This is a genomic window from Vreelandella lionensis (assembly GCF_044543515.1).
GTDB classification, from domain to species: Bacteria; Pseudomonadota; Gammaproteobacteria; order Pseudomonadales; family Halomonadaceae; genus Vreelandella; species Vreelandella lionensis.
Genome location: NZ_JBITWC010000014.1, coordinates 36,599 through 54,907, shown reverse-complemented (window position 1 = coordinate 54,907; position 18,309 = coordinate 36,599). Strand labels below are relative to the sequence as shown.

15 protein-coding genes are annotated in these 18,309 nt (G+C 58.9%); 13 read left to right on the top strand and 2 right to left on the bottom strand.

From position 1 onward, the window contains the following. Window positions 1-215 precede the first annotated feature (215 nt). The 13 genes from ccmA (at window position 216) to ACIGG6_RS10295 (ending at window position 15,700) form a co-directional block, all read left to right on the top strand. Window positions 216-836: a cytochrome c biogenesis heme-transporting ATPase CcmA gene (gene ccmA / locus ACIGG6_RS10355; RefSeq protein ID WP_399844346.1), complete on the top strand. Its 621-nt coding sequence runs from the start codon at window positions 216-218 to the stop codon at window positions 834-836. A gap of 13 nt (window positions 837-849) precedes the next feature. After that, window positions 850-1,584, top strand: a complete 735-nt coding sequence (ccmB, locus tag ACIGG6_RS10350; protein ID WP_399844345.1) for a heme exporter protein CcmB — start codon at window positions 850-852, stop codon at window positions 1,582-1,584. Window positions 1,585-1,598: 14 nt separating this feature from the next. Next, window positions 1,599-2,339 carry a heme ABC transporter permease gene (locus ACIGG6_RS10345; RefSeq protein ID WP_399844343.1) on the top strand — a complete coding sequence of 247 codons (741 nt, stop codon included), beginning with the start codon at window positions 1,599-1,601 and terminating at the stop codon, window positions 2,337-2,339. Continuing rightward, entirely contained in the window at window positions 2,339-2,593 is a 255-nt protein-coding gene (gene ccmD, locus ACIGG6_RS10340) for a heme exporter protein CcmD (RefSeq protein WP_399844341.1), read from the top strand. The genes ACIGG6_RS10345 and ccmD overlap by 1 nt, the downstream gene beginning before the upstream one ends. Further along, the gene (ccmE, locus tag ACIGG6_RS10335; protein WP_044629992.1) at window positions 2,583-3,092 is read left to right on the top strand and encodes a cytochrome c maturation protein CcmE; all 510 of its coding nucleotides are present in this window, start codon (window positions 2,583-2,585) and stop codon (window positions 3,090-3,092) included. The genes ccmD and ccmE overlap by 11 nt, the downstream gene beginning before the upstream one ends. A 46-nt stretch (window positions 3,093-3,138) precedes the next feature. Then, window positions 3,139-5,145: a heme lyase CcmF/NrfE family subunit gene (locus tag ACIGG6_RS10330; RefSeq protein ID WP_399844339.1), complete on the top strand. Its 2,007-nt coding sequence runs from the start codon at window positions 3,139-3,141 to the stop codon at window positions 5,143-5,145. After that, window positions 5,142-5,669, top strand: coding sequence for a DsbE family thiol:disulfide interchange protein (locus ACIGG6_RS10325; RefSeq protein WP_058579615.1), 528 nt, complete (start codon window positions 5,142-5,144; stop codon window positions 5,667-5,669). The genes ACIGG6_RS10330 and ACIGG6_RS10325 overlap by 4 nt, the downstream gene beginning before the upstream one ends. Next, complete coding sequence (locus ACIGG6_RS10320) at window positions 5,660-6,130, top strand: cytochrome c-type biogenesis protein (protein WP_062361584.1); 471 nt, start codon at window positions 5,660-5,662, stop codon at window positions 6,128-6,130. The genes ACIGG6_RS10325 and ACIGG6_RS10320 overlap by 10 nt, the downstream gene beginning before the upstream one ends. Next, entirely contained in the window at window positions 6,127-7,368 is a 1,242-nt protein-coding gene (ccmI, locus tag ACIGG6_RS10315) for a c-type cytochrome biogenesis protein CcmI (protein ID WP_399844336.1), read from the top strand. Before ACIGG6_RS10320 ends, ccmI begins: the two co-directional genes overlap by 4 nt. 33 nt (window positions 7,369-7,401) lie before the next feature. After that, entirely contained in the window at window positions 7,402-10,902 is a 3,501-nt protein-coding gene (gene smc / locus ACIGG6_RS10310) for a chromosome segregation protein SMC (RefSeq protein ID WP_399844334.1), read from the top strand. Window positions 10,903-11,523: 621 nt separating this feature from the next. After that, complete coding sequence (zipA, locus tag ACIGG6_RS10305; RefSeq protein ID WP_399844331.1) at window positions 11,524-13,305, top strand: cell division protein ZipA; 1,782 nt, start codon at window positions 11,524-11,526, stop codon at window positions 13,303-13,305. An 89-nt stretch (window positions 13,306-13,394) separates the two neighbouring features. Then, window positions 13,395-15,431, top strand: a complete 2,037-nt coding sequence (gene ligA / locus ACIGG6_RS10300; RefSeq protein ID WP_399844329.1) for an NAD-dependent DNA ligase LigA — start codon at window positions 13,395-13,397, stop codon at window positions 15,429-15,431. After that, window positions 15,428-15,700, top strand: a complete 273-nt coding sequence (locus ACIGG6_RS10295) for a YheU family protein (protein ID WP_062372376.1) — start codon at window positions 15,428-15,430, stop codon at window positions 15,698-15,700. The genes ligA and ACIGG6_RS10295 overlap by 4 nt, the downstream gene beginning before the upstream one ends. Here ACIGG6_RS10295 and mnmC read toward each other — a convergent pair. Together mnmC and ACIGG6_RS10285 are read right to left on the bottom strand one after the other, a co-directional pair. Next, the gene (mnmC, locus tag ACIGG6_RS10290; RefSeq protein WP_399844327.1) at window positions 15,694-17,724 is read right to left on the bottom strand and encodes a bifunctional tRNA (5-methylaminomethyl-2-thiouridine)(34)-methyltransferase MnmD/FAD-dependent 5-carboxymethylaminomethyl-2-thiouridine(34) oxidoreductase MnmC; all 2,031 of its coding nucleotides are present in this window, start codon (window positions 17,722-17,724) and stop codon (window positions 15,694-15,696) included. The two genes, ACIGG6_RS10295 and mnmC, sit on opposite strands and share 7 nt — an antisense overlap. Window positions 17,725-17,881: 157 nt before the next feature. Further along, window positions 17,882-18,181 (bottom strand): YciI family protein, encoded by a 300-nt coding sequence (locus tag ACIGG6_RS10285; protein WP_253505828.1) that lies wholly within the window; start codon window positions 18,179-18,181, stop codon window positions 17,882-17,884. Window positions 18,182-18,309: the final 128 nt, after the last annotated feature.

The window sequence follows — 18,309 nt, the reverse complement described above, 5'->3', positions numbered from 1 at the left end:
TCGATAGCTGTAGTTTTATTCTATGGTGTCTATTCATACAGTGGTTACAGTATAAGCCTGTTTTTGCATACAGTGCTAGTACTGTCTCACACCTGGGTTTCTTAAGCGGAAATTGAGACAGGTCACGCTGCGACCCAAGACCGCAGAGCGTGACTGGCGAGAAAGGGCCTTTCCGTGTAGAGTTCGACCCAAAATCAACGTGCCTGGAGTGTCTTTTGAGCCTGTGCCTGCAAGCCCGACAATTGGCCTGTGAACGTGACGACCGTTGGCTGTTTGAAGGGCTCGATCTCGATATCCAAAGCGGCGAGATCGTGCGCATTGAAGGCCCCAACGGCAGCGGCAAGACGACCCTGCTGAAAATACTCTCCGGCCAATTAACCGATTACCGTGGCGAGCTTTACTGGAATGGCGAACCAATGCGCCAAGCCCGTGAACATTTTCTCGCAAATTTACTCTATCTAGGGCATGCCCCCGGCGTGAAAGCAGGCCTTTCACCGCTTGAGAACTTAGCTTGGTATCAAGCGCTTAGCGGTGAAGAAGGCAGTGAGTCCGCACGCGAGGCAGCGCTTGCTGGTGTTGGGCTGGCTGGCTTTGAGGATATTCCCGCCGGGCAGCTTTCAGCCGGCCAGCAGCGGCGTGTGGCGTTGGCGCGATTAACGCTCACCCAGCGCGCGCTCTGGGTACTGGATGAACCCTTCACGGCGATTGACCGCCAAGGTGTCGCGGCACTAGAGACGCAGCTGGTAGCGCATGCGCAGTCTGGCGGCTGCGTTCTGGTCACTACTCACCACGCGTTGACCGAGTCACCTGTGCTTAGGCGCATTCAGCTGGGGTAAGAAGGAGACAGCGTTGCAACGTTCACACGCTCAACTGAGCACCCCAGAGGTGGCTATCCATGCTCCCCAGGGCGGTCTGCTGGTGGCCATAAAGGCAACCCTCAAACGCGACCTCACCCTGATGCTGCGCCGTCGTGGCGAAGTGCTCAATCCGCTGGTGTTCTTTGCGCTGGTGATTACCCTGTTTCCCATCGGGATTTCACCGGATCCAGAGCTGTTGGCAAGCATTGCGCCAGGGCTTTTATGGGTGGCCGCACTGCTCGCGGCACTGCTTTCGTTGGATAGCCTGTTTCGCAGCGACTACGACGATGGCAGCCTGGAACAACTATTACTGGCGCCCCAGCCGCTGGCGGCGCTGGGGTTGGCAAAAGTGGCGGCGCATTGGCTGCTGACGGGGCTACCGCTGGCACTGATGGCACCGCTGCTGGGCATCATGCTGTCGCTTCCAGCGGGAAGCTACGCCGTGCTAGCGCTGTCGTTGGCACTCGGTACGGCCAGCTTGAGCTTAATTGGGGCGATCGGAGCGGCGCTAACAGTAGGGCTGGCCCGTGGCGGTGTGCTGCTCTCACTGCTGGTGCTGCCGCTCTATATTCCAGTACTAATTTTCGGCGCAGGTGCCGTACAAGCCGCTATTTTCGGCGAGGGCATTGCCGCGCATCTGGCGATTTTAGGCGCACTGTTAGCGCTGGCGCTGATGCTGGCTCCCTGGGCCATTGCGGCATCGCTGCGCATCAGCATTAACGGTTAGAGGACGGGAACACCATGTGGGCCTTTATCAACAAACTAAGATCACCCAAATGGTTCTATGCCATTAGCGCCAAGCTGCAGCCGTTTTTTTGGGTGGCAGCGATGCTGCTGCTGCTGGTAGGCACCGTCTGGGGGTTGGCTTTTGCGCCTGCGGACTATCAGCAGGGCAATAGCTTTCGAATTATCTATGTCCACGTTCCTGCGGCGTTTTTAGCTCAGTCTATTTTTGTCTCCATGGCGGTCTCCGGGCTGGTGTTTATGGTGTGGAAAATCAAGGTAGCGGATATGGCCGCCACCGTGATGGCCCCGCTGGGTGCCGCGATGACCTTTGTGGCGCTTTTTTCGGGCGCAGTATGGGGCGTGCCCACCTGGGGAACCTGGTGGATGTGGGACGCACGGCTCACGTCTATGCTGATTTTGCTGTTTCTCTATCTGGGCGTGATTGCTCTGCGTGGCGCCTTTAGCAGCCGCGATAGCGGCTCTCGGGCAGCCTCGGTGCTGGCTATGGTGGGCGTGATCAATATTCCGATTATTAAGTACTCCGTCGATTGGTGGTACACCCTTCATCAGCCCGCCACTTTCACGATTACAGGGCGCTCTGCCATGACCATGGACATGTGGGCACCGCTGCTCATCATGGTATTGGGCTTTTACAGTTTTTTTATTGCCCTCACGCTGATGCGCACGCGCAGCGAAATTCTGCGTCGTGAATCCAACAAGCGCTGGGTGCGTGAGCTTGCCGAGGAGACGAACTAATGGCCTTTTCCTCGCTAAACGAATTTTTTGCCATGGGCGGTCACGCGGTTTACGTGTGGGCTGCCTGGGGAGTCACTGCGCTGTTGATGCTAGTGATCGTGTGGCACGCACGTCAGGAACGCCGCCAGCTACTCAACGTGGTAAAGCGCCGGGCGCGTCGTGAAAATGCCCAGCGCAACGCTCAGCCATCGCACGCGCAGCCCCTGCAAGAGCCAGTTAACTCTGCTCAGAAGGACGTTCGCCATGACGCCTAAACGTAAACAGAAGCTGTTTGTCATCTTGGGGTTACTGTCGCTCACCGCCATTGCGGTGGGCCTTACCCTGTATGCGCTGCGCGCCAATATCAATCTGTTTTTCAGCCCGGTACAAATTGCCCAAGGTGATGCCCCCATGGAGCGCCAAATTCGCGCCGGTGGCATGGTCAAAGAGGGCTCTGTGTCCCGCGACCCGGAAAGCCTCGATGTTGAGTTCGTGGTGACTGACTACGTGGATGATCTAGAGGTCTACTACAGCGGTATTCTGCCGGACCTGTTCCGTGAAGGGCAGGGCGTGGTGGTGGTTGGCGAACTTCAGGCCGATGGCCGTCTTTACGCCGATAAAGTACTGGCGCGCCACGATGAAAACTACATGCCGCCTGAAGTGGCCCAGGCACTGGAAGAAGCAGGCTACTCCCCGGCCGACTTTCAAGCGAAAGCCGCCGAAGTGGGCAAGCGCCTAGAGCAGGAAGGCTCCCCAGAAGGAAGCGACTATTAATGGCTGAACGCAACGCGATAAAGCCTGATGCTAATTCGGAGCGCCCATGTTAATTAAGATCATTCCTGAAATTGGCCACTTTGCCCTGGTCATCGCGCTACTCATGGCGGTGGTGCAGGCAGTGATGCCGCTTGCCGGGGCTGCCACGCGTCGCCCGCTATGGATGGCCTATGGTCGGCCCATGGCTACCGGCCAGTTTTTATTTATCGCCATCGCCTATCTCTGTTTAACCGCTAGCTACATGCTGGATGACTTTAGCGTGGCCAACGTCGCCAACAACTCCAACTCGTTGCTGCCCTGGTACTACAAGTTCAGCGCGGTGTGGGGTAACCATGAAGGCTCGGTGCTGCTGTGGAGCCTGATGCTAGCGGGCTGGGGTTATGCGGCTTCGGTGTTCTCGGGGGACTTACCCCGGGATATGGTGGCCAGGGTGCAGGGCGTGATGGGCATGGTGTGCGTAGGCTTCCTGTTATTCATCCTAGTAACTTCCAACCCGTTCGAGCGCCTGCTGCCCAACATGCCGCAGGATGGTGCGGACCTGAACCCGCTGCTGCAGGATTTTGGTTTGGTGGTTCACCCGCCGATGCTCTACATGGGCTACGTGGGCTTTTCGGTGGTGTTTGCGTTTGCCATCGCCGCCCTGCTGGGCGGGCGCTTGGACGCTGCCTGGACCCGCTGGGCGCGCCCCTGGACCAACGTGGCCTGGGCGTTTCTCACCGTCGGGATCGCACTCGGCAGCTGGTGGGCCTACTACGAGCTTGGCTGGGGCGGCTGGTGGTTCTGGGATCCGGTAGAGAACGCCTCGCTGCTGCCCTGGCTAACGGGCACGGCACTGGTTCACTCGCTGGCGGTGACCGAAAAACGTGGCTCGTTCAAGAGCTGGACGGTGCTGCTGGCGATCTCGACGTTCTCGCTGTCGCTGATGGGCACCTTCCTGGTGCGCTCGGGCGTACTGACCTCGGTGCACGCCTTTGCCAACGACCCATCGCGCGGCTTCTTCATTTTGATGCTGCTGGCGATTACCGTCACGCTATCACTGCTGGTGTTTGCCCTGCGCGCGCCGCGGGTGAGCCATAAGGTCGGTTTTAACTGGCTCTCGCGGGATTCGCTGCTGCTGATCAACAACATCATTTTGGTCATCATGACCGTCACGGTGCTCTTGGGCACAGTTTACCCGCTGATTCTGGACTCTTTGGGGCTGGGTAAAATCAGCGTAGGCCCGCCTTACTTCAATGCGCTCTTTGTGCCGCTCACCGTGGTGATGTGTGTCTTCATGGGCTTGGGGCCGGTGGCGCGCTGGAAAAGCATGAGTGGCCGTGAGCTGTGGCGTAAGCTAGGTCTCGCGGCGGCAGCTGCCATCGTGCTGGGTGTGGCCATGCCGTTGGTCTACGGCGGCGAATGGAACCTGTGGGTGTCGCTGGGCATTATTTCTGCGCTGTGGATCGTCTTGCCGATGGTGCGCGACCTGTTCGACAAGACCCGCCACGCCAGCTCGTTTGTCGCCGGGCTGCGCAAGCTCTCGCTCTCTTACTGGGGAATGGTGCTGGGCCACGTGGGCATTGCGGTGACCATCGTGGGCGTTGCCGTGGTCTCTAACTACAACATCGAACGTAACGTACGCATGTCGCCTGGCTCCACCGTGGAAGTGGCGGGCTACCAGTTCACTATGACAGAACTCACCAACCGACGCGGCCCGAACTTCCTTGCTGATACCTCGATTATTCAGGTACAGCGCGGGGAAGAAGGGCGCAGCTTTGTGATGCGCCCTGAGAAGCGCCTCTATCTCGCCACCGGCATGCCCATGACCCAGGTGGCGCTGCGCCCCGGCCTGTTCCGCGACCTCTATGTGGCCATGGGTGAAGACCTGGGCGACGGCAGCTATGCCATGCGCGTCCAGTACAAGCCGTTTGTGCGCTGGCTGTGGTTAGGCGGCCTGCTCATGGCCTTCGGCGGCATCTTGGCCGTAGCGGATAAGCGCTACCGCCGCGCAGCTGCGCGCCAACCGGCATCCTCACGTATTGATCAATCTCCGTCACAGGAGGCCACGGTATGACACGCCGCCTGCTGCTGCTTCTTTTACCCATCGGTTTTGTGGGCATCGCGCTGTTTCTTTATCAGGGGTTGGGTCGCGACCCTTCTCAACGGGATTCGGCGCTGATGGCGCGGGATTTTCCTGCGTTCGAAGCCTCCACGTTGCGGGATGCCAACCGTCAGGTGGACCAATCGCTGCTGACGGGTGAGGTCACGCTCGTCAACGTATGGGGCGAATGGTGCCCCGCCTGTAAGCAGGAAATGCCGCAGCTGTTAGAACTCGCTGATAACGGCATCCGTATGGTGGGTATCAACTACCGAGATACCCGCGAGAAAGGCTTGGAGTTTTTAAGCGAGTTTGGCGACCCCTTTGAAGTGAACGTCTTCGACCCTGAAGGTAGCCTGGGCTTTGATCTCGGCGTTTACGGCGCACCGGAAACGTTTTTGGTAGATGCCGACGGTGTCATTCGTTACCACCATAAAGGCTACGTATCGCCTGAAGACGTTCGCGAGCGCATCCTGCCGGAGGTGGAAAAATGGCGTTAATGCGTTGGGTGTTCGCTGCTGTCCTGCTAACGCTGGCGGGCAGCGTTGTCGCGGCAGGCATTGAACTCCGCGAGTTTGACGACCCGGTGATGGAGCAGCGCTACCGTGATCTGACCTCCTCCATGCGCTGCCCGCTATGCGAAAACCAGGCGATCGATGACTCAGACGCGCCGATCTCTGGTGATATGCGCGAGCGGGTCTATCAGCTGCTTCAAGACGGTCAGTCGGATATCGAAATCATCAACCACATGGTGCAGCGCTTTGGGGAGTACATCCTCTACAACCCGCGTTTGGAAAACCGCACCTACCTATTGTGGGGGCTGCCGATTGGGCTAGTGGTGCTAGGCATGCTGGTCGTCGTGCTGATGGTACGCGCCCGCCGCAATGCATCTGCGAAAGCGTTGAGCGCAGAAGAACGCGCCCGCTTGGATGCCCTGATTAACCGCGAGAGGTCTTCATGACACCGCTCTGGATAGCGATTGCCTTACTGTTACTGCCCGCGCTGTGGCTATTAATTGCCCCCATGCGCGGTGCTCGTACCCTGCGTGATCACCTGCAGCAGTTTGAAGCCAACGATACGTCTGCCGAGCAGAACGTCGCGATCTTCCAACGCCGCTTGGCTTCGTTGGAGGCTGCCCGCGAGCGGGGCGATATTGACGACGCTCGCTTTAACGAAGACCGTTTAGAGCTAGAACGCAGCCTGCTGGAAGACACGGCCACCCAAACTAAGCGTCCGCTGAAAACCGTGACCGCTGGACGACTGGTGGTGCCGCTGGTCATGGTTGCCGTGGTGGGGGCCAGCACCTTCTGGTACCAGCAGAATGGGGCAGAAGGCGACCTGACGCTCTACGCCATCCAAGAGGAGGTTCGCAACGACCCAGAAGGCTCGATGGCGATGTTCCTAGAGCGCATGGAGGCCGAGGCCGAGCGTCAGCCCAACAACCCCAACGTGTGGAGTTCACTGTTTCCGCTCTACCGCGATACAGGCCAGCCCGAAAAAGCTGCCGATGCGCTGGAGCGCTTGATTGCCATTGAAGGGCGCATTCCACCGCTGCTCGCCCAGCTGGCGCAGCTCCGCTTCTTCATGGCGGAGCGTGAACTAACTCCTGATGTTCAAGCGTTAGTGGATGAAACGTTAGAGTTAGACCCCCGTCAGCCCACCGTGCTGGGGCTGTTGGGCATCTACGCCTTCGATAACGGGGACTATGACACGGCCATTGACCGCTGGCGTCGGGCTGTAGCTAACATCGAAGATCCGGAAACGGCTGAGTCGCTGCGTGATGGCATTCGCGTTGCCCAAGAGCGCATGGGCGTAACGCCGGAGGCCCCCGCAGCGGCGCAGGGCCAAGGGGTGCGGGTGAACGTCTCCTTGGATGAGGCGCTGGTAGACAACGTCAGCGACGATGCCACGGTATTCATCACCGCGCGGGATATCGACGGCGAGCTGCCGCCGCTGGCGGTGATCCGCGCGCAGGTTTCTGAGCTGCCGATGACCGTGGTGCTGGATGATACCGCTGCTATGTCGCCCCAGGCGCAAATCTCCCAGGTGCGTGAAGCGCGTTTAGTCGTGCGCGTGTCTAAAACTGGGCAGGCCACGCCCCAACCGGGCGATCTGTTTGGTGATTTAGAGAGCGTCAGCGTTGGCCCCATCAGCGAAGACGATGCTGCCAATGTCGTTATCAACCGTGTTTTTGAATAAACCCCACGAAAGCAACTTCTGCCAAGGGTCGCAATGCGCTTAACCTCTATTCGTCTTGTTGGGTTCAAGTCCTTTGTTGATCCGGTCACTGTGCCCTTCGATGGCAATATGACGGCCATCGTCGGGCCGAACGGCTGCGGTAAGTCCAATATTATCGACGCCGTGCGCTGGGTGATGGGGGAGTCCTCCGCCAAGACCCTGCGCGGCGAATCCATGGCCGACGTTATCTTCAACGGCTCTACCGGGCGTAAGCCGGTAGGGCAGGCATCTATCGAGCTGAAGTTCGATAACCGCGATGGCGGTATGGGCGGTTTATACGCCCAGTACTCAGAAATTGCCGTCAAACGCCTGGTGACTCGGGATGGCCAGTCCAACTACTTCTTCAACGGCCAGAAGTGCCGCCGCCGGGATATCGCCGACCTGTTCATGGGGACCGGCCTAGGCCCGCGCTCCTACGCCATTATCGGCCAGGGAATGATCTCGCGGCTGATCGAAGCGCGCCCGGATGACCTTCGCGCCACCCTCGAAGAAGCCGCGGGGATCTCCAAGTACAAAGAGCGCCGTCGGGAAACCGAAAACCGCATGCGCCGTACCCAGGAGAACCTGGAGCGTCTGGACGACATTCGCGAAGAGCTGGATAAACAGCTCGAACGCCTCAAGCGCCAAGCGGAAGCCGCCAAGCGCTACCAAGAGCTCAAGCAGCAGGAGTACCGCTTAAAAGGCGAGCTGGCGCTGCTGCGCGGCCGCACCCTGCGGGCCGAACAGTCTCACCAAGAGAGCCGTGTTCGCGAGCTGGAAATTGCCGTCGAGAAAGACGTGTTTGGCGTGCGCCAGTGTGAAACCCGCCTGGAGCAGGCCCGCGAACAGCACGACGAGCTGGCCGAAGTGTTGGACCGCCACCAACAGCAGTTTTATGAAACCACCACGCGCATTGCCCGCTTAGAGCAGGACCAGGCCCACCGCCGCAGCCGCGAAGCGCAGTTGGCCAATGACATTGCAACCGCCCGCCGTGATCTCGACGAGCAGCGCCAAGTCAGCGAGGGCGACCAGGAGCGACTCGCGGTGATCGACGAGCGCTTTGAGGAGCTGCTGCCCGAGCATGAAGCGCTGGAAGAGCAGCTCGAGATGCTCGAACAAACCCTGGCCGACGCAACGCCAGCGCTGGAAGCCGCCGAACAGCAGTGGGCCGACGCCGAAAACCGCTGGCGCGAGGCCAGCCGCGATGCCGACCGTAGCCAAGACCAGTTGCGCGACTTAGAGCAACGTATTGCCCGCCTGCAGGCAGAAGGGCAGCGCCGCCGCCAGCAGCGCGGCGAGCTGGCCGACATGACCGCGCTACAAAACGAGCACGCGGAATACCAAGCCCGCCTGGAAGAAGCCGACCAACGTGCCGACGCCTTCCAAGTGGAGCGTGAGCAGTGGCAGCAGCGCTACAGCGATGCCAAAAGCGCCTACCAGCAAGCGGTAACCTCCCGCGACGAGCAGCGCGCCGCGCTGAGCCAACAACAGGGTGAACTTGCCTCGCTGCAAGCACTCATCGATGCCGCTCTGGCCGACCACGACCCTCAGCTAAGCGAAACGCTGGCCGCTCATGGCCTCGCCGATGCACCCCGCTTGGGTGAAGCCATTTCGGTCAGCCAAGGCTGGGAGCGGGTTATTTCCTGGCTACTCGCCCCTTGGTTAAACGCCCGACTGGTAGCCGCCCATCAGCTAAACGCGCTGCCCGAAGCGCTAGCGACGGAGTGGTGCTTGATTGATCAAGCGCCGCCTTCCACAGCCACAGCGGGCGCAGGCAATCGCCTCAGCGATTTGGTGAAAGGCGCAGGCGCGCTAACTGAGTGGTTAGCAAGTATTCACTATGTGGATACCGCCGAGGCGGCCGAAGCGCTGCTGACTACGCTTGCCCCTGGTGAGAGTGTGGTTAGCCAAGACGGCGTATGGCGCGGTCGCGGTTGGCTGCACCAGCAGTCGAACGGCGAGGGTGTCGATGCGCTATTGGTGACGCGTCGCCGCTTTGAGGAGCTGGCCGCAGAGCGTGAGCGGGCGGAAGAGGCGCTGGCGCTCTTGGATGAACAGTGCGAAGCCGCCAACGAGACGATTGAAACGTTAGAACTGACCCGTGAGCAGCAGGCAGAGCAGGAGCGCGACCACGCGGCCACCCGCCAACAGCTAGCAGTGCAAGAGCAGCGGCTTGCCCAACGCCTTGAGCATCTCTCCAGTCGCGCCACAGAATTAGACGACGAACTGGCGCAACTGCAAGAAGATGAGGCGGAGTTAACGCTTACTTTAGAAGAGCAGCGCGCTCGTTGGCACACGGCCATGGAGCAACTGGAAACCGCCGCAGAAGCCCGCGAAACCAGCGCCGAACAGCGCCAACGTCAGCGCGAGCAGCGCGAGCAGCTCAACCAACAGCATGCCCCGCTCAAAGCGCGGCAGCAGGCGCTGGCCTTGGAACGTGAGCGCTTAAAAGCCGAGCGCGACAGCCTGCGTGCGCAGCAGTCCCGCTCAAGCGATACCGAAGAGCGCCTCTCTCTGCGTATTGCCGAGCTGGAAGAGTCCCGTGAAATGCTGGTCGAGCCTGACGAGCTGGCCGCTGAGGAGCTCGAAGAGCTGCTTCACCAGCGCGAACAGCAGGAGCGTCGGCTCAACGAAACGCGCCAGCAGGCCCAAGCGCTGGCCGAGCAGCTGCGCAACGATGAGTTAGCCCGCCAGCAGCACGAGCGCAATCTTGAACAGAGTCGCGAACAGCTCCAGCAGCGCCGCATGGACGTGCAGGCGCTGGCGCTCAAAGCGGCGACCCAGGATGAGCAGTTAGCAGAACTAGGCCACGATGCCGATGCGCTCGCCAGCACGCTGCCCAGCGATGCCAGCGAACCTGCGTGGCAAGAGCGTTTGGAAAGTACCTCGGAAAAAATCCGCCGCCTGGGTGCGATCAACCTTGCGGCAATAGAAGAGTATGACCAACAGGCCGAGCGGCGTAACTACCTCGAAGCCCAGCATGCCGAGCTTACCGAAGCACTGGAAACGCTGGAGCGGGCGATCAAGCGGATCGATCAAGAAACCCGCGTCCGTTTCCGGGAGACGTTCGATCAGGTCAATAACGGCCTGCAAACGCTCTTTCCCCGAGTGTTTGGCGGTGGGGCGGCGTGGCTGACGCTGACCGGTGATGACCTGTTGGAAACCGGCGTGGCCATCATGGCCCGACCGCCGGGTAAGAAGAACAGCACGATTCACCTGCTGTCCGGTGGGGAAAAAGCGCTGACTGCGCTGTCGCTGGTCTTTGCCATCTTCCAGCTCAACCCGGCCCCGTTCTGTATGCTGGATGAGGTCGACGCTCCGCTGGATGACGCCAACGTTGGCCGCTACGCCAAGCTGGTGAAAGAGATGTCCGAAAGCGTGCAGTTCATCTATATCACCCACAACAAGATTGCCATGGAAGCCGCCGAGCGCCTGATGGGGGTCACCATGCAAGAGCCCGGCGTTTCGCGTTTGGTTTCCGTGGGTATTGATGAGGCCGCTGAACTGGTGGACTAACCGTCTCATCGTCGTGCGATGCGCTCGGCTTATGGATAACAAAAGGCAAAGCGAAACGGCTTTCAAGGTATTTCCTTATTTGGCGGACAAGCGGTATATCCAGCTTGCCCCCTTGGTACTACCATGATGCATAGCCATGACAGTGGGTAGCCGCAATAGCTTGTATAACAGCGGGTTGAAAGGTCGGGCTGGTTGTGTAGGAGATTGTTCGAACAGAGTCTCGTGACACAGCTAGTGCAGGTACATCTGCCACGGATGAGTAGCCCTCATGCCAACAAGCGGTAGAAGAAACTAGCGGGAGTGTAAAACTTTCACTAGCATAACGTTTAAATAGAGTGATTTAAGCAGGTAGCTGTGTGGTGGTGCGGTCACGAGAGTACGCACGCATGAGATAATGCAAAACAGAAATAGCACTTTTGTTGGATGTTAAGGTCGGAAAAACTGCCTAAAAATCGCATATAGCAGTTGAAACGTGTGAAAATTAGTAGAAAGTGGTCCCATTCGTATCAACCGCGCTATGCTTAGTGGTAAATACCGATTTATCAGAAGGTTCCCATATTGGGGTGTAGCCATTAGTACTGCGCCTAAGTAACCGGTTAGATGACCCATGGAATGCTCGACATGGAATTAAGAGAGTGGTTAATCATTCTAGGATTGGCGTTGGTGTCGCTTATCGTTGTTGACGGTGTGCGAAGGCTCCAGCGTCAGCGTCGTGTACCCCGGCTAGATCAAGCGGTAAAGGATTTACCCACCGCCAAGCTAGAAGAGTTCGACGACGAGGCGAAAGAGGCCGAGATCAATTGGGAACTGCCTAACGGCGGTGCCCGGGTCGTTAAGGCTGCTGACTACAGCGGGCTGGGTCAAAAACCCAAGCTAGAGCGCCAAGAGCATCCAGGGCCTTCTAGGGTGCTGTCTGATTTCCGTCGCTCGTTTACCAAATCCTCAGGAAAGCCAAAACCTGCAGCAGCGAAACCTAACAAGGCGGAGCCAGCTGTCCAGGCAGCTACTGTTAATGTGTCAGCAACAGCTGATGCGTCTGCTGAAACCAGAAACGAAATGCGCGAACCGCCACGTCGTGAGCCAAGTGTCTTTACAGCTCGTGAAGAGGCCCCGAAAGCAGAGGCCCCCCAGCCAGCGACCCCGGAGCCGTCCATGAGTGCCATGGAAGACGAAGCACCCCAGTCTCAGCAAACAGGTACAGCACCTGCGTCGTTCTCCGCCACTGATGAAGCACCTAGCGAACAGCCGAACACCGCTGAGCTAAACGCCTCTCATACACCAGAGCCCCATGCTGAGCTGGAAAGCAACCGAGCTCCTGAAGAGCCAGCGGCCGCTGAGCCAGATATTACTCCTGAGCCCGAGCCGGTGCTTCGCGCCGAGCCTGAAGATGCGGTATTTGCCAAGCACGCTTCCGACGCACCCAAGCGCCGCCAGTTGCGCGCCGACACGGCGGGCGATCACGAATTAGATGACGACGAAATTGACGAGTACCGACTGGTCGACTTTGAAGGCATTGGCCGTTCCTTCAAGCGGCGTATTATTGAGCGCCGTAAAGAGAAGGCCATTAAAAAAGCTGAAAAAGCCAAGCGTGCTGAAGCTTTAGCCAAACAGAAAGCCGAACGCAAAGCGCTGGAAGCCGAGCAGCGCCGTGAAGCGAAGCAGGCCGCTGAAGCGGAAAAAGCGCGTATCGCTCAAGAAAAAGCTCAAGCTCGCGAAGCCGCTGCTGCTAATGAAGCTGCCGCCCAACGCGACGCCGTGCAGCAGACGCATGCCGAGCCTGAATTAGAGCGCTACTCAAACAGCGCTAGCCGCTATGAAGATCACTACCAGAGCGTTGATGACGAGTACGATGACGCTTATGCAGCCCAAGATAATGTTGTGCGCGCGCACCCTACGTTGGAAAAAGCTCTGCGTCATGACGTGAACGGCGAGCACGCTAAAGAGACGCTTGCCAATGCTGACGAGTTGGTAGTCATTAGCGTGCTGTCGCGTGATCCCGAAGGTTTTGATGGCGACAAGTTGCTTGAATTAATGATGGCCTGTGGGTTGCGCTATTGCCGCACGATGGGCGTCTTCAATCGCTTTGAAACGGAAAGCCCCAATAGCGAGCTGCAGTTCTCGATGGTGAACGTGCTCAAACCCGGCACTTTCCCCATCGAAGAGATGGATGAGTTTGTAACACCTGGGATCACTTTCTTAATGCCGCTGCCCGGTGCGGTGGATAGCTCGGCTGCTTTTGAAGCAATGGTCGAAACGGCCATGGTGGTGGTACGCCACATGGGCGGCGAGCTGAAAGATGAAAACCGCAGCGTGATGACGGCGCAAACCATCGAGTTTGCGCGGCAGCGTGTTCATGAGTTTGAGCGTCGCCACCGCCTGCACCGCCATATGCAGGCTCGCTAAACGCCGCGTTGCGCGAACACCCGCCTTCCTCAAGAAGGCGGGTGTTTTTGTTACTAAATGCCTGTTTTATTTATTTTCGGAACCTCTGAATGAGTCAGCCTGCCCCCACCCTGCTGGAAGAGATTAGCCAACTGCGTGCTGATCTGGATGACGCCAACTACCGCTACTACGTGTTAGACGAGCCAACGTTAACCGACGCTGACTACGACCGTAAGTTGCAGCGCTTAAAGCAGTTAGAGGGCGAGCACCCCGAGTTGATTTCCCCCGACTCGCCCACTCAGCGAGTCGGCGCCGCTCCGGCAGAGGGCTTTCCCGAGGTTGCCCATGCCATTCCGATGCTCTCGCTGGATAATGCCTTTAGTCGTGACGATATTGTGGCCTTTGCCGAACGTGTGGCGGAACGCTTGGAGTGTCAGGCAGAAGAGATTGAGTTTAGCTGCGAGCCGAAGCTGGATGGCGCGGCGGTATCGCTGGTGTATGAGCAGGGCGTGTTGGTCAGCGGTGCGACCCGTGGGGATGGCCGCACGGGGGAAGGCATTACCTCTAACCTGCGTACCCTGCGCTCGGTGCCGCTTAAGCTCATGGGTAAAAGCGTGCCTGAGCTGGTCGAAGTGCGCGGCGAAGTGATTATGCGCCACTCCGGCTTTGAAGCGCTCAACGAGCGCGCCAGAGAAGAGGGCAGCAAAGTATTTGCCAACCCGCGCAACGCCGCTGCCGGTAGTCTGCGTCAGCTTGACCCGCGCATTACGGCGACCCGCCCGCTGGAGTTCCACGCCTACCAAGCAGCACGCTTGGAGCCAGACTTGGGCGATGCCACCCACAGTGCGCTGATGGCACGGCTATCCACCCTGGGCTTTCGCACTAGTGCAGAGTTAACCACGATGTACGGCCCCGACGCGGTAGCCGACTACTGCGAGCAGCTAGGCGCTAAACGCGACCAGCTTGGCTATGACATTGATGGCGTGGTGATTAAGGTCAACGACCTGCGCCACCAGCGAGAGCTGGGTTTTGTTGCCCGTGCCCCGCGTTGGGCGGTGGCGTTTAAATTCCCTGCCCAAGAAGAAGTCACGACCCTCAACGATGTGGAGTTTCAGGTAGGTCGCACCGGGGCGATTACGCCGGTGGCGCGCCTTGCGCCGGTCACCGTTGCGGGAGTGACGGTCTCTAACGCCACGCTGCATAACGCTGATGAAATTACTCGCTTGGGCGTGATGATTGGCGATACGGTAGCCATTCGCCGCGCAGGGGATGTGATTCCACAAGTGGTGCGAGTGGATGAAGAGAAGCGCCCGGCGGATGCCCGTGTGATTACCTTCCCCGACCACTGCCCCGTGTGCGGCTCGGATATCGAACGCCTGGAAGGCGAGGCGGTGGCACGCTGCTCTGGTGGGCTTTACTGCGCTGCCCAGCGTAAAGAGGCGCTGAAACACTTTGCCAGCCGTAAAGCGCTGGATATTGACGGCCTGGGCGAGAAGCTGATTGAACAGCTGGTGGATCAGGAGTGGGTGAAAACGCCTGCCGATCTCTTCCATCTCAGCGTAGAGCAGCTAAAGAGCCTGCCGCGTATGGGCGAAAAGTCGGCGACTAATTTGGTTAACGCCCTGGAAAAAGCCAAACAGACCACGCTGGCGCGGTTTATCTACGCGCTGGGCATTCGTGAAGTGGGCGAAGCCACAGCCGCTAACGTCGCCAACCATTTCGGCACGCTGCAAGCGCTGCAAGACGCCGACCAAGCGGCGCTGGAAGCGGTGAATGACGTAGGCCCCATTGTCGCCAAGCATATCCACACGTTTTTTCGCCAGCCCCATAACCTGGAAACACTCCAAGCGCTGATTGAGGCGGGCATTACTTGGCAAGAGTCAGAAGTCACCCAAGGCCCCACGCCGCTAGAGGGCCAAACCTGGGTGCTGACCGGTGCCATGGAGAGCATGACCCGTGACGAAGGCAAGGCGCGGCTTCAGGCGCTGGGGGCCAAGGTAGCGGGCAGCGTCTCTAAAAAAACGACTTGCCTAGTGGCGGGCGAAGCTGCAGGCAGTAAGCTCACCAAAGCCGAGCAGTTGGGGGTTGAGGTGATCGACGAAGCCACCTTTATTGAGCGTTTAGCCGCTTGGGAGCAAAGTGAATGAGCCGATTTATCGAAGTGCCCGCGCGGATGCTGCCGCCAGAAACATTAACCGCGCTGCTGGAAGCGTTTGTTACCCGGCAAGGCTACGACACCACCGACACCGGCGAAGGCATGAGCGGCTGGGTGGCCGAGCTCAGACAGCAGTTGGATCGTCACGAGCTGATCATTGCTCATGATCTAGAGCTTGAAATGACCGAAGTGATGACCCTCGCCCAGTGGCGCTCCTTTGGGCGAGAGTTAGCAGATGATGAAGAAGAGGGCGATTACTGAGCCCGTACCAGCGCGCTAATCACCCGCCGCCCTGGGTGCAGATGATCAATAAGCGGCTGCTCAAGCGGTAGCGGCTCATCACAGATGCGCGATGCGATAACCTCCGCACACAGCGGCGCGCTGGCAAGCCCCCGTGAGCCATGGGCGGTGGATATCCACAGCCCTGGATGGTGCTCGCCATTAACAGGCGGCACTTTCGAGGCATCTTTACGCAGCACTGCGTAATCCCGCTGCCACGCGGCTGTGTGGGGCACCGGCCCGGCGTAAGGGGTTTTATCGGGGCTGGCGGCTCGCACTGCAGCCCGGCCTTCCAGCTCTTCTGGCTTTAACGAAACGCCGGATGCTTCAAACGCAGCCACCCACTCTGGCAGCGCTTGGCGTAGCTCATCAATATTGCGCTGGTGCTCTTCCTCGACTACTTGCGTTGTGGCGTTATTGGGCACAAAGCTGGCGCCAAAGGTCAGCACGTTATCCATTGGCGGCGATACATAGCCACCAGCACATATCACTTTCTTAGGCACTTCAGTGCCTTTGGGAAGCGTTAATTCGCTCACTTGGCCGCGCACCTGCTGCAACGGCAGTTCGGCGGTTTGCGCAAACTGGTTAGCTAGGGATGCCGTCGCCACGACCACATGATCAGCCTGCAGCGTTTCGCCGCTGGTCAGCGTGACCTGCCACTGCGCCGTTTGGAAGGCTTGCTGTAGCTCGGTGACGTCGCCTTGCCGCAGGGTAATATTGGCGTGCTGTAGTAGCTGTTCGCAGAGCTTTTTGGGCTGAACCCAACCCGCTTGGGGATAAAATAGCCCGTGGGCTGCAGAGACCGGTACTTCCGCCAGCTCGCTTAGCGCATTGGTCTGTGCAGACACGACCGGCTCCGGCAGCGGATGATTGGCTATAAAACGCTGCTGGCGGGTCGCCTCTTTATCGCTTAACGCGAGCTGTAACACGCCACAAGGCTGCCAGAGCGGAGGCTCTTGGGGGTGAGCCGTTGCCAGTTGGCCAAACCAGCGCTGGCTATACAGCAGCCCCGCTAAATAGAAGCGGCTTTGATGATTGGTTTCCACCGCCAGCTTCACATAGAGCGCCCCTTGACGATTGCCGGAGCCGCCCGCGCCAGGAGTGTCACGCTCAACCACCGTCACTTGCTTGCCGCGCTTAGCCAGCGCTGCCGCCACGCTGCTACCTGCCATGCCTGCGCCGATCACTACCACGTGCTTGGCTTCATAGTGAGAAGGCGGCGTGAACCAGGGCGTTGTGCTGCGCCGTAAATCCTCAGCGGGAGATTCAATTCCCCCTGCTAGCATCTCCCGCTTACGGCCAAACCCCGGCACTTTTTTCCAGTGAAACCCCGCCGCTTTCAGCCCGCGCTTGACGATGCCCGCACAGGTAAAGGTGGCAAAGGTGGCGCCAGGGCGGGAACGGGCCGCCATGGCTTCAAACAGTTCCGGCTGCCACATATCCGGGTTTTTAGAGGGGGCAAAGCCATCTAAAAACCAGGCATCCACTTGACCATCCAGCAGGGTGAGTCGCTCGGTGGTGTCGCCAAAGTGCAGGTCGAGGGTGACGCGCTCGCTTAGGTGCAAACGGTGGATGCCGCTTACCGCCTCTGGCCATAGCGCGCACAGCACTTGTGAATAACTGGCCAGCGACGGCCAGGCGCTAAGGGCGCGCGTCAGCGCTTCACGGCCCAGGGGAAATTTTTCTGTGGATAACAGATACAGCCGTGCGCCTTCAGGGGCATGCTGCTCAAAGCAGGCCCAAGCGCACAGCATATTCAGCCCGGTACCAAAGCCTGTTTCGCCAATCACAAAGGCCCGCGCTTCCTGCCACGCTGCAAAGCGCTCGGGAAGCTGGTTGGCCCCTAAAAAAACGTGCTCGGTTTCTGCACGCCCATCCTCACGGGAAAAATAGACGTCGTCGAAGGCGTCTGAATGGGGAGAAGTGTCGTTCCACGTCAGCTGTGGGGCGGTTAACGCCTCAAGTGGGGGTAGAGCACTAGGGGATTGAGCAGGGCGTTGAGTCACGCGGGCATCCGTGGTGGCGATAATTGGTTAAAAAATGATCAATTTGTTAATCGGGGCGCTATCTCTGGCTTATAGAAAAGCGTCCGCCGAGTTTTCACAGAGTTTTCCACAGGCTCTGTGAAAAAGCGGGCGGACCCTCCACACTCGCCCCTATTGGTCAAGGCAAAACTTTTTTGAACGGCTTAACAATTACCTTGGCATAGACCCCAGCGATGATGTATGGATCGGCATCTGCCCAGGCTTGCGCGTCCTCTAAACTATCGAATTCCGCCACGACCAAGCTGCCACTGAAGCCCGCTTCGCCGGGGTCATTAGAATCAATCGCCGGGTGTGGGCCAGCCAGTACAAGGCGACCGTCATCGCGCAGTGCTTCAAGCCGCGCTAAGTGGTCGGGGCGAGCTGCTAAGCGGCGCTCTAAGCTGTTGGCAACATCTTCACTGATAATGGCGTAAAGCATGGGGATAACTCCTTGAAGGCAGGGGTAACGTATCGGCCATAACATTGACCGCACCCCGGTTAGCGCGCACCATGGCGAGCCTATTCGTGTTCTACACGCCTATTCTGACAAACTCGCCACACGGCGTC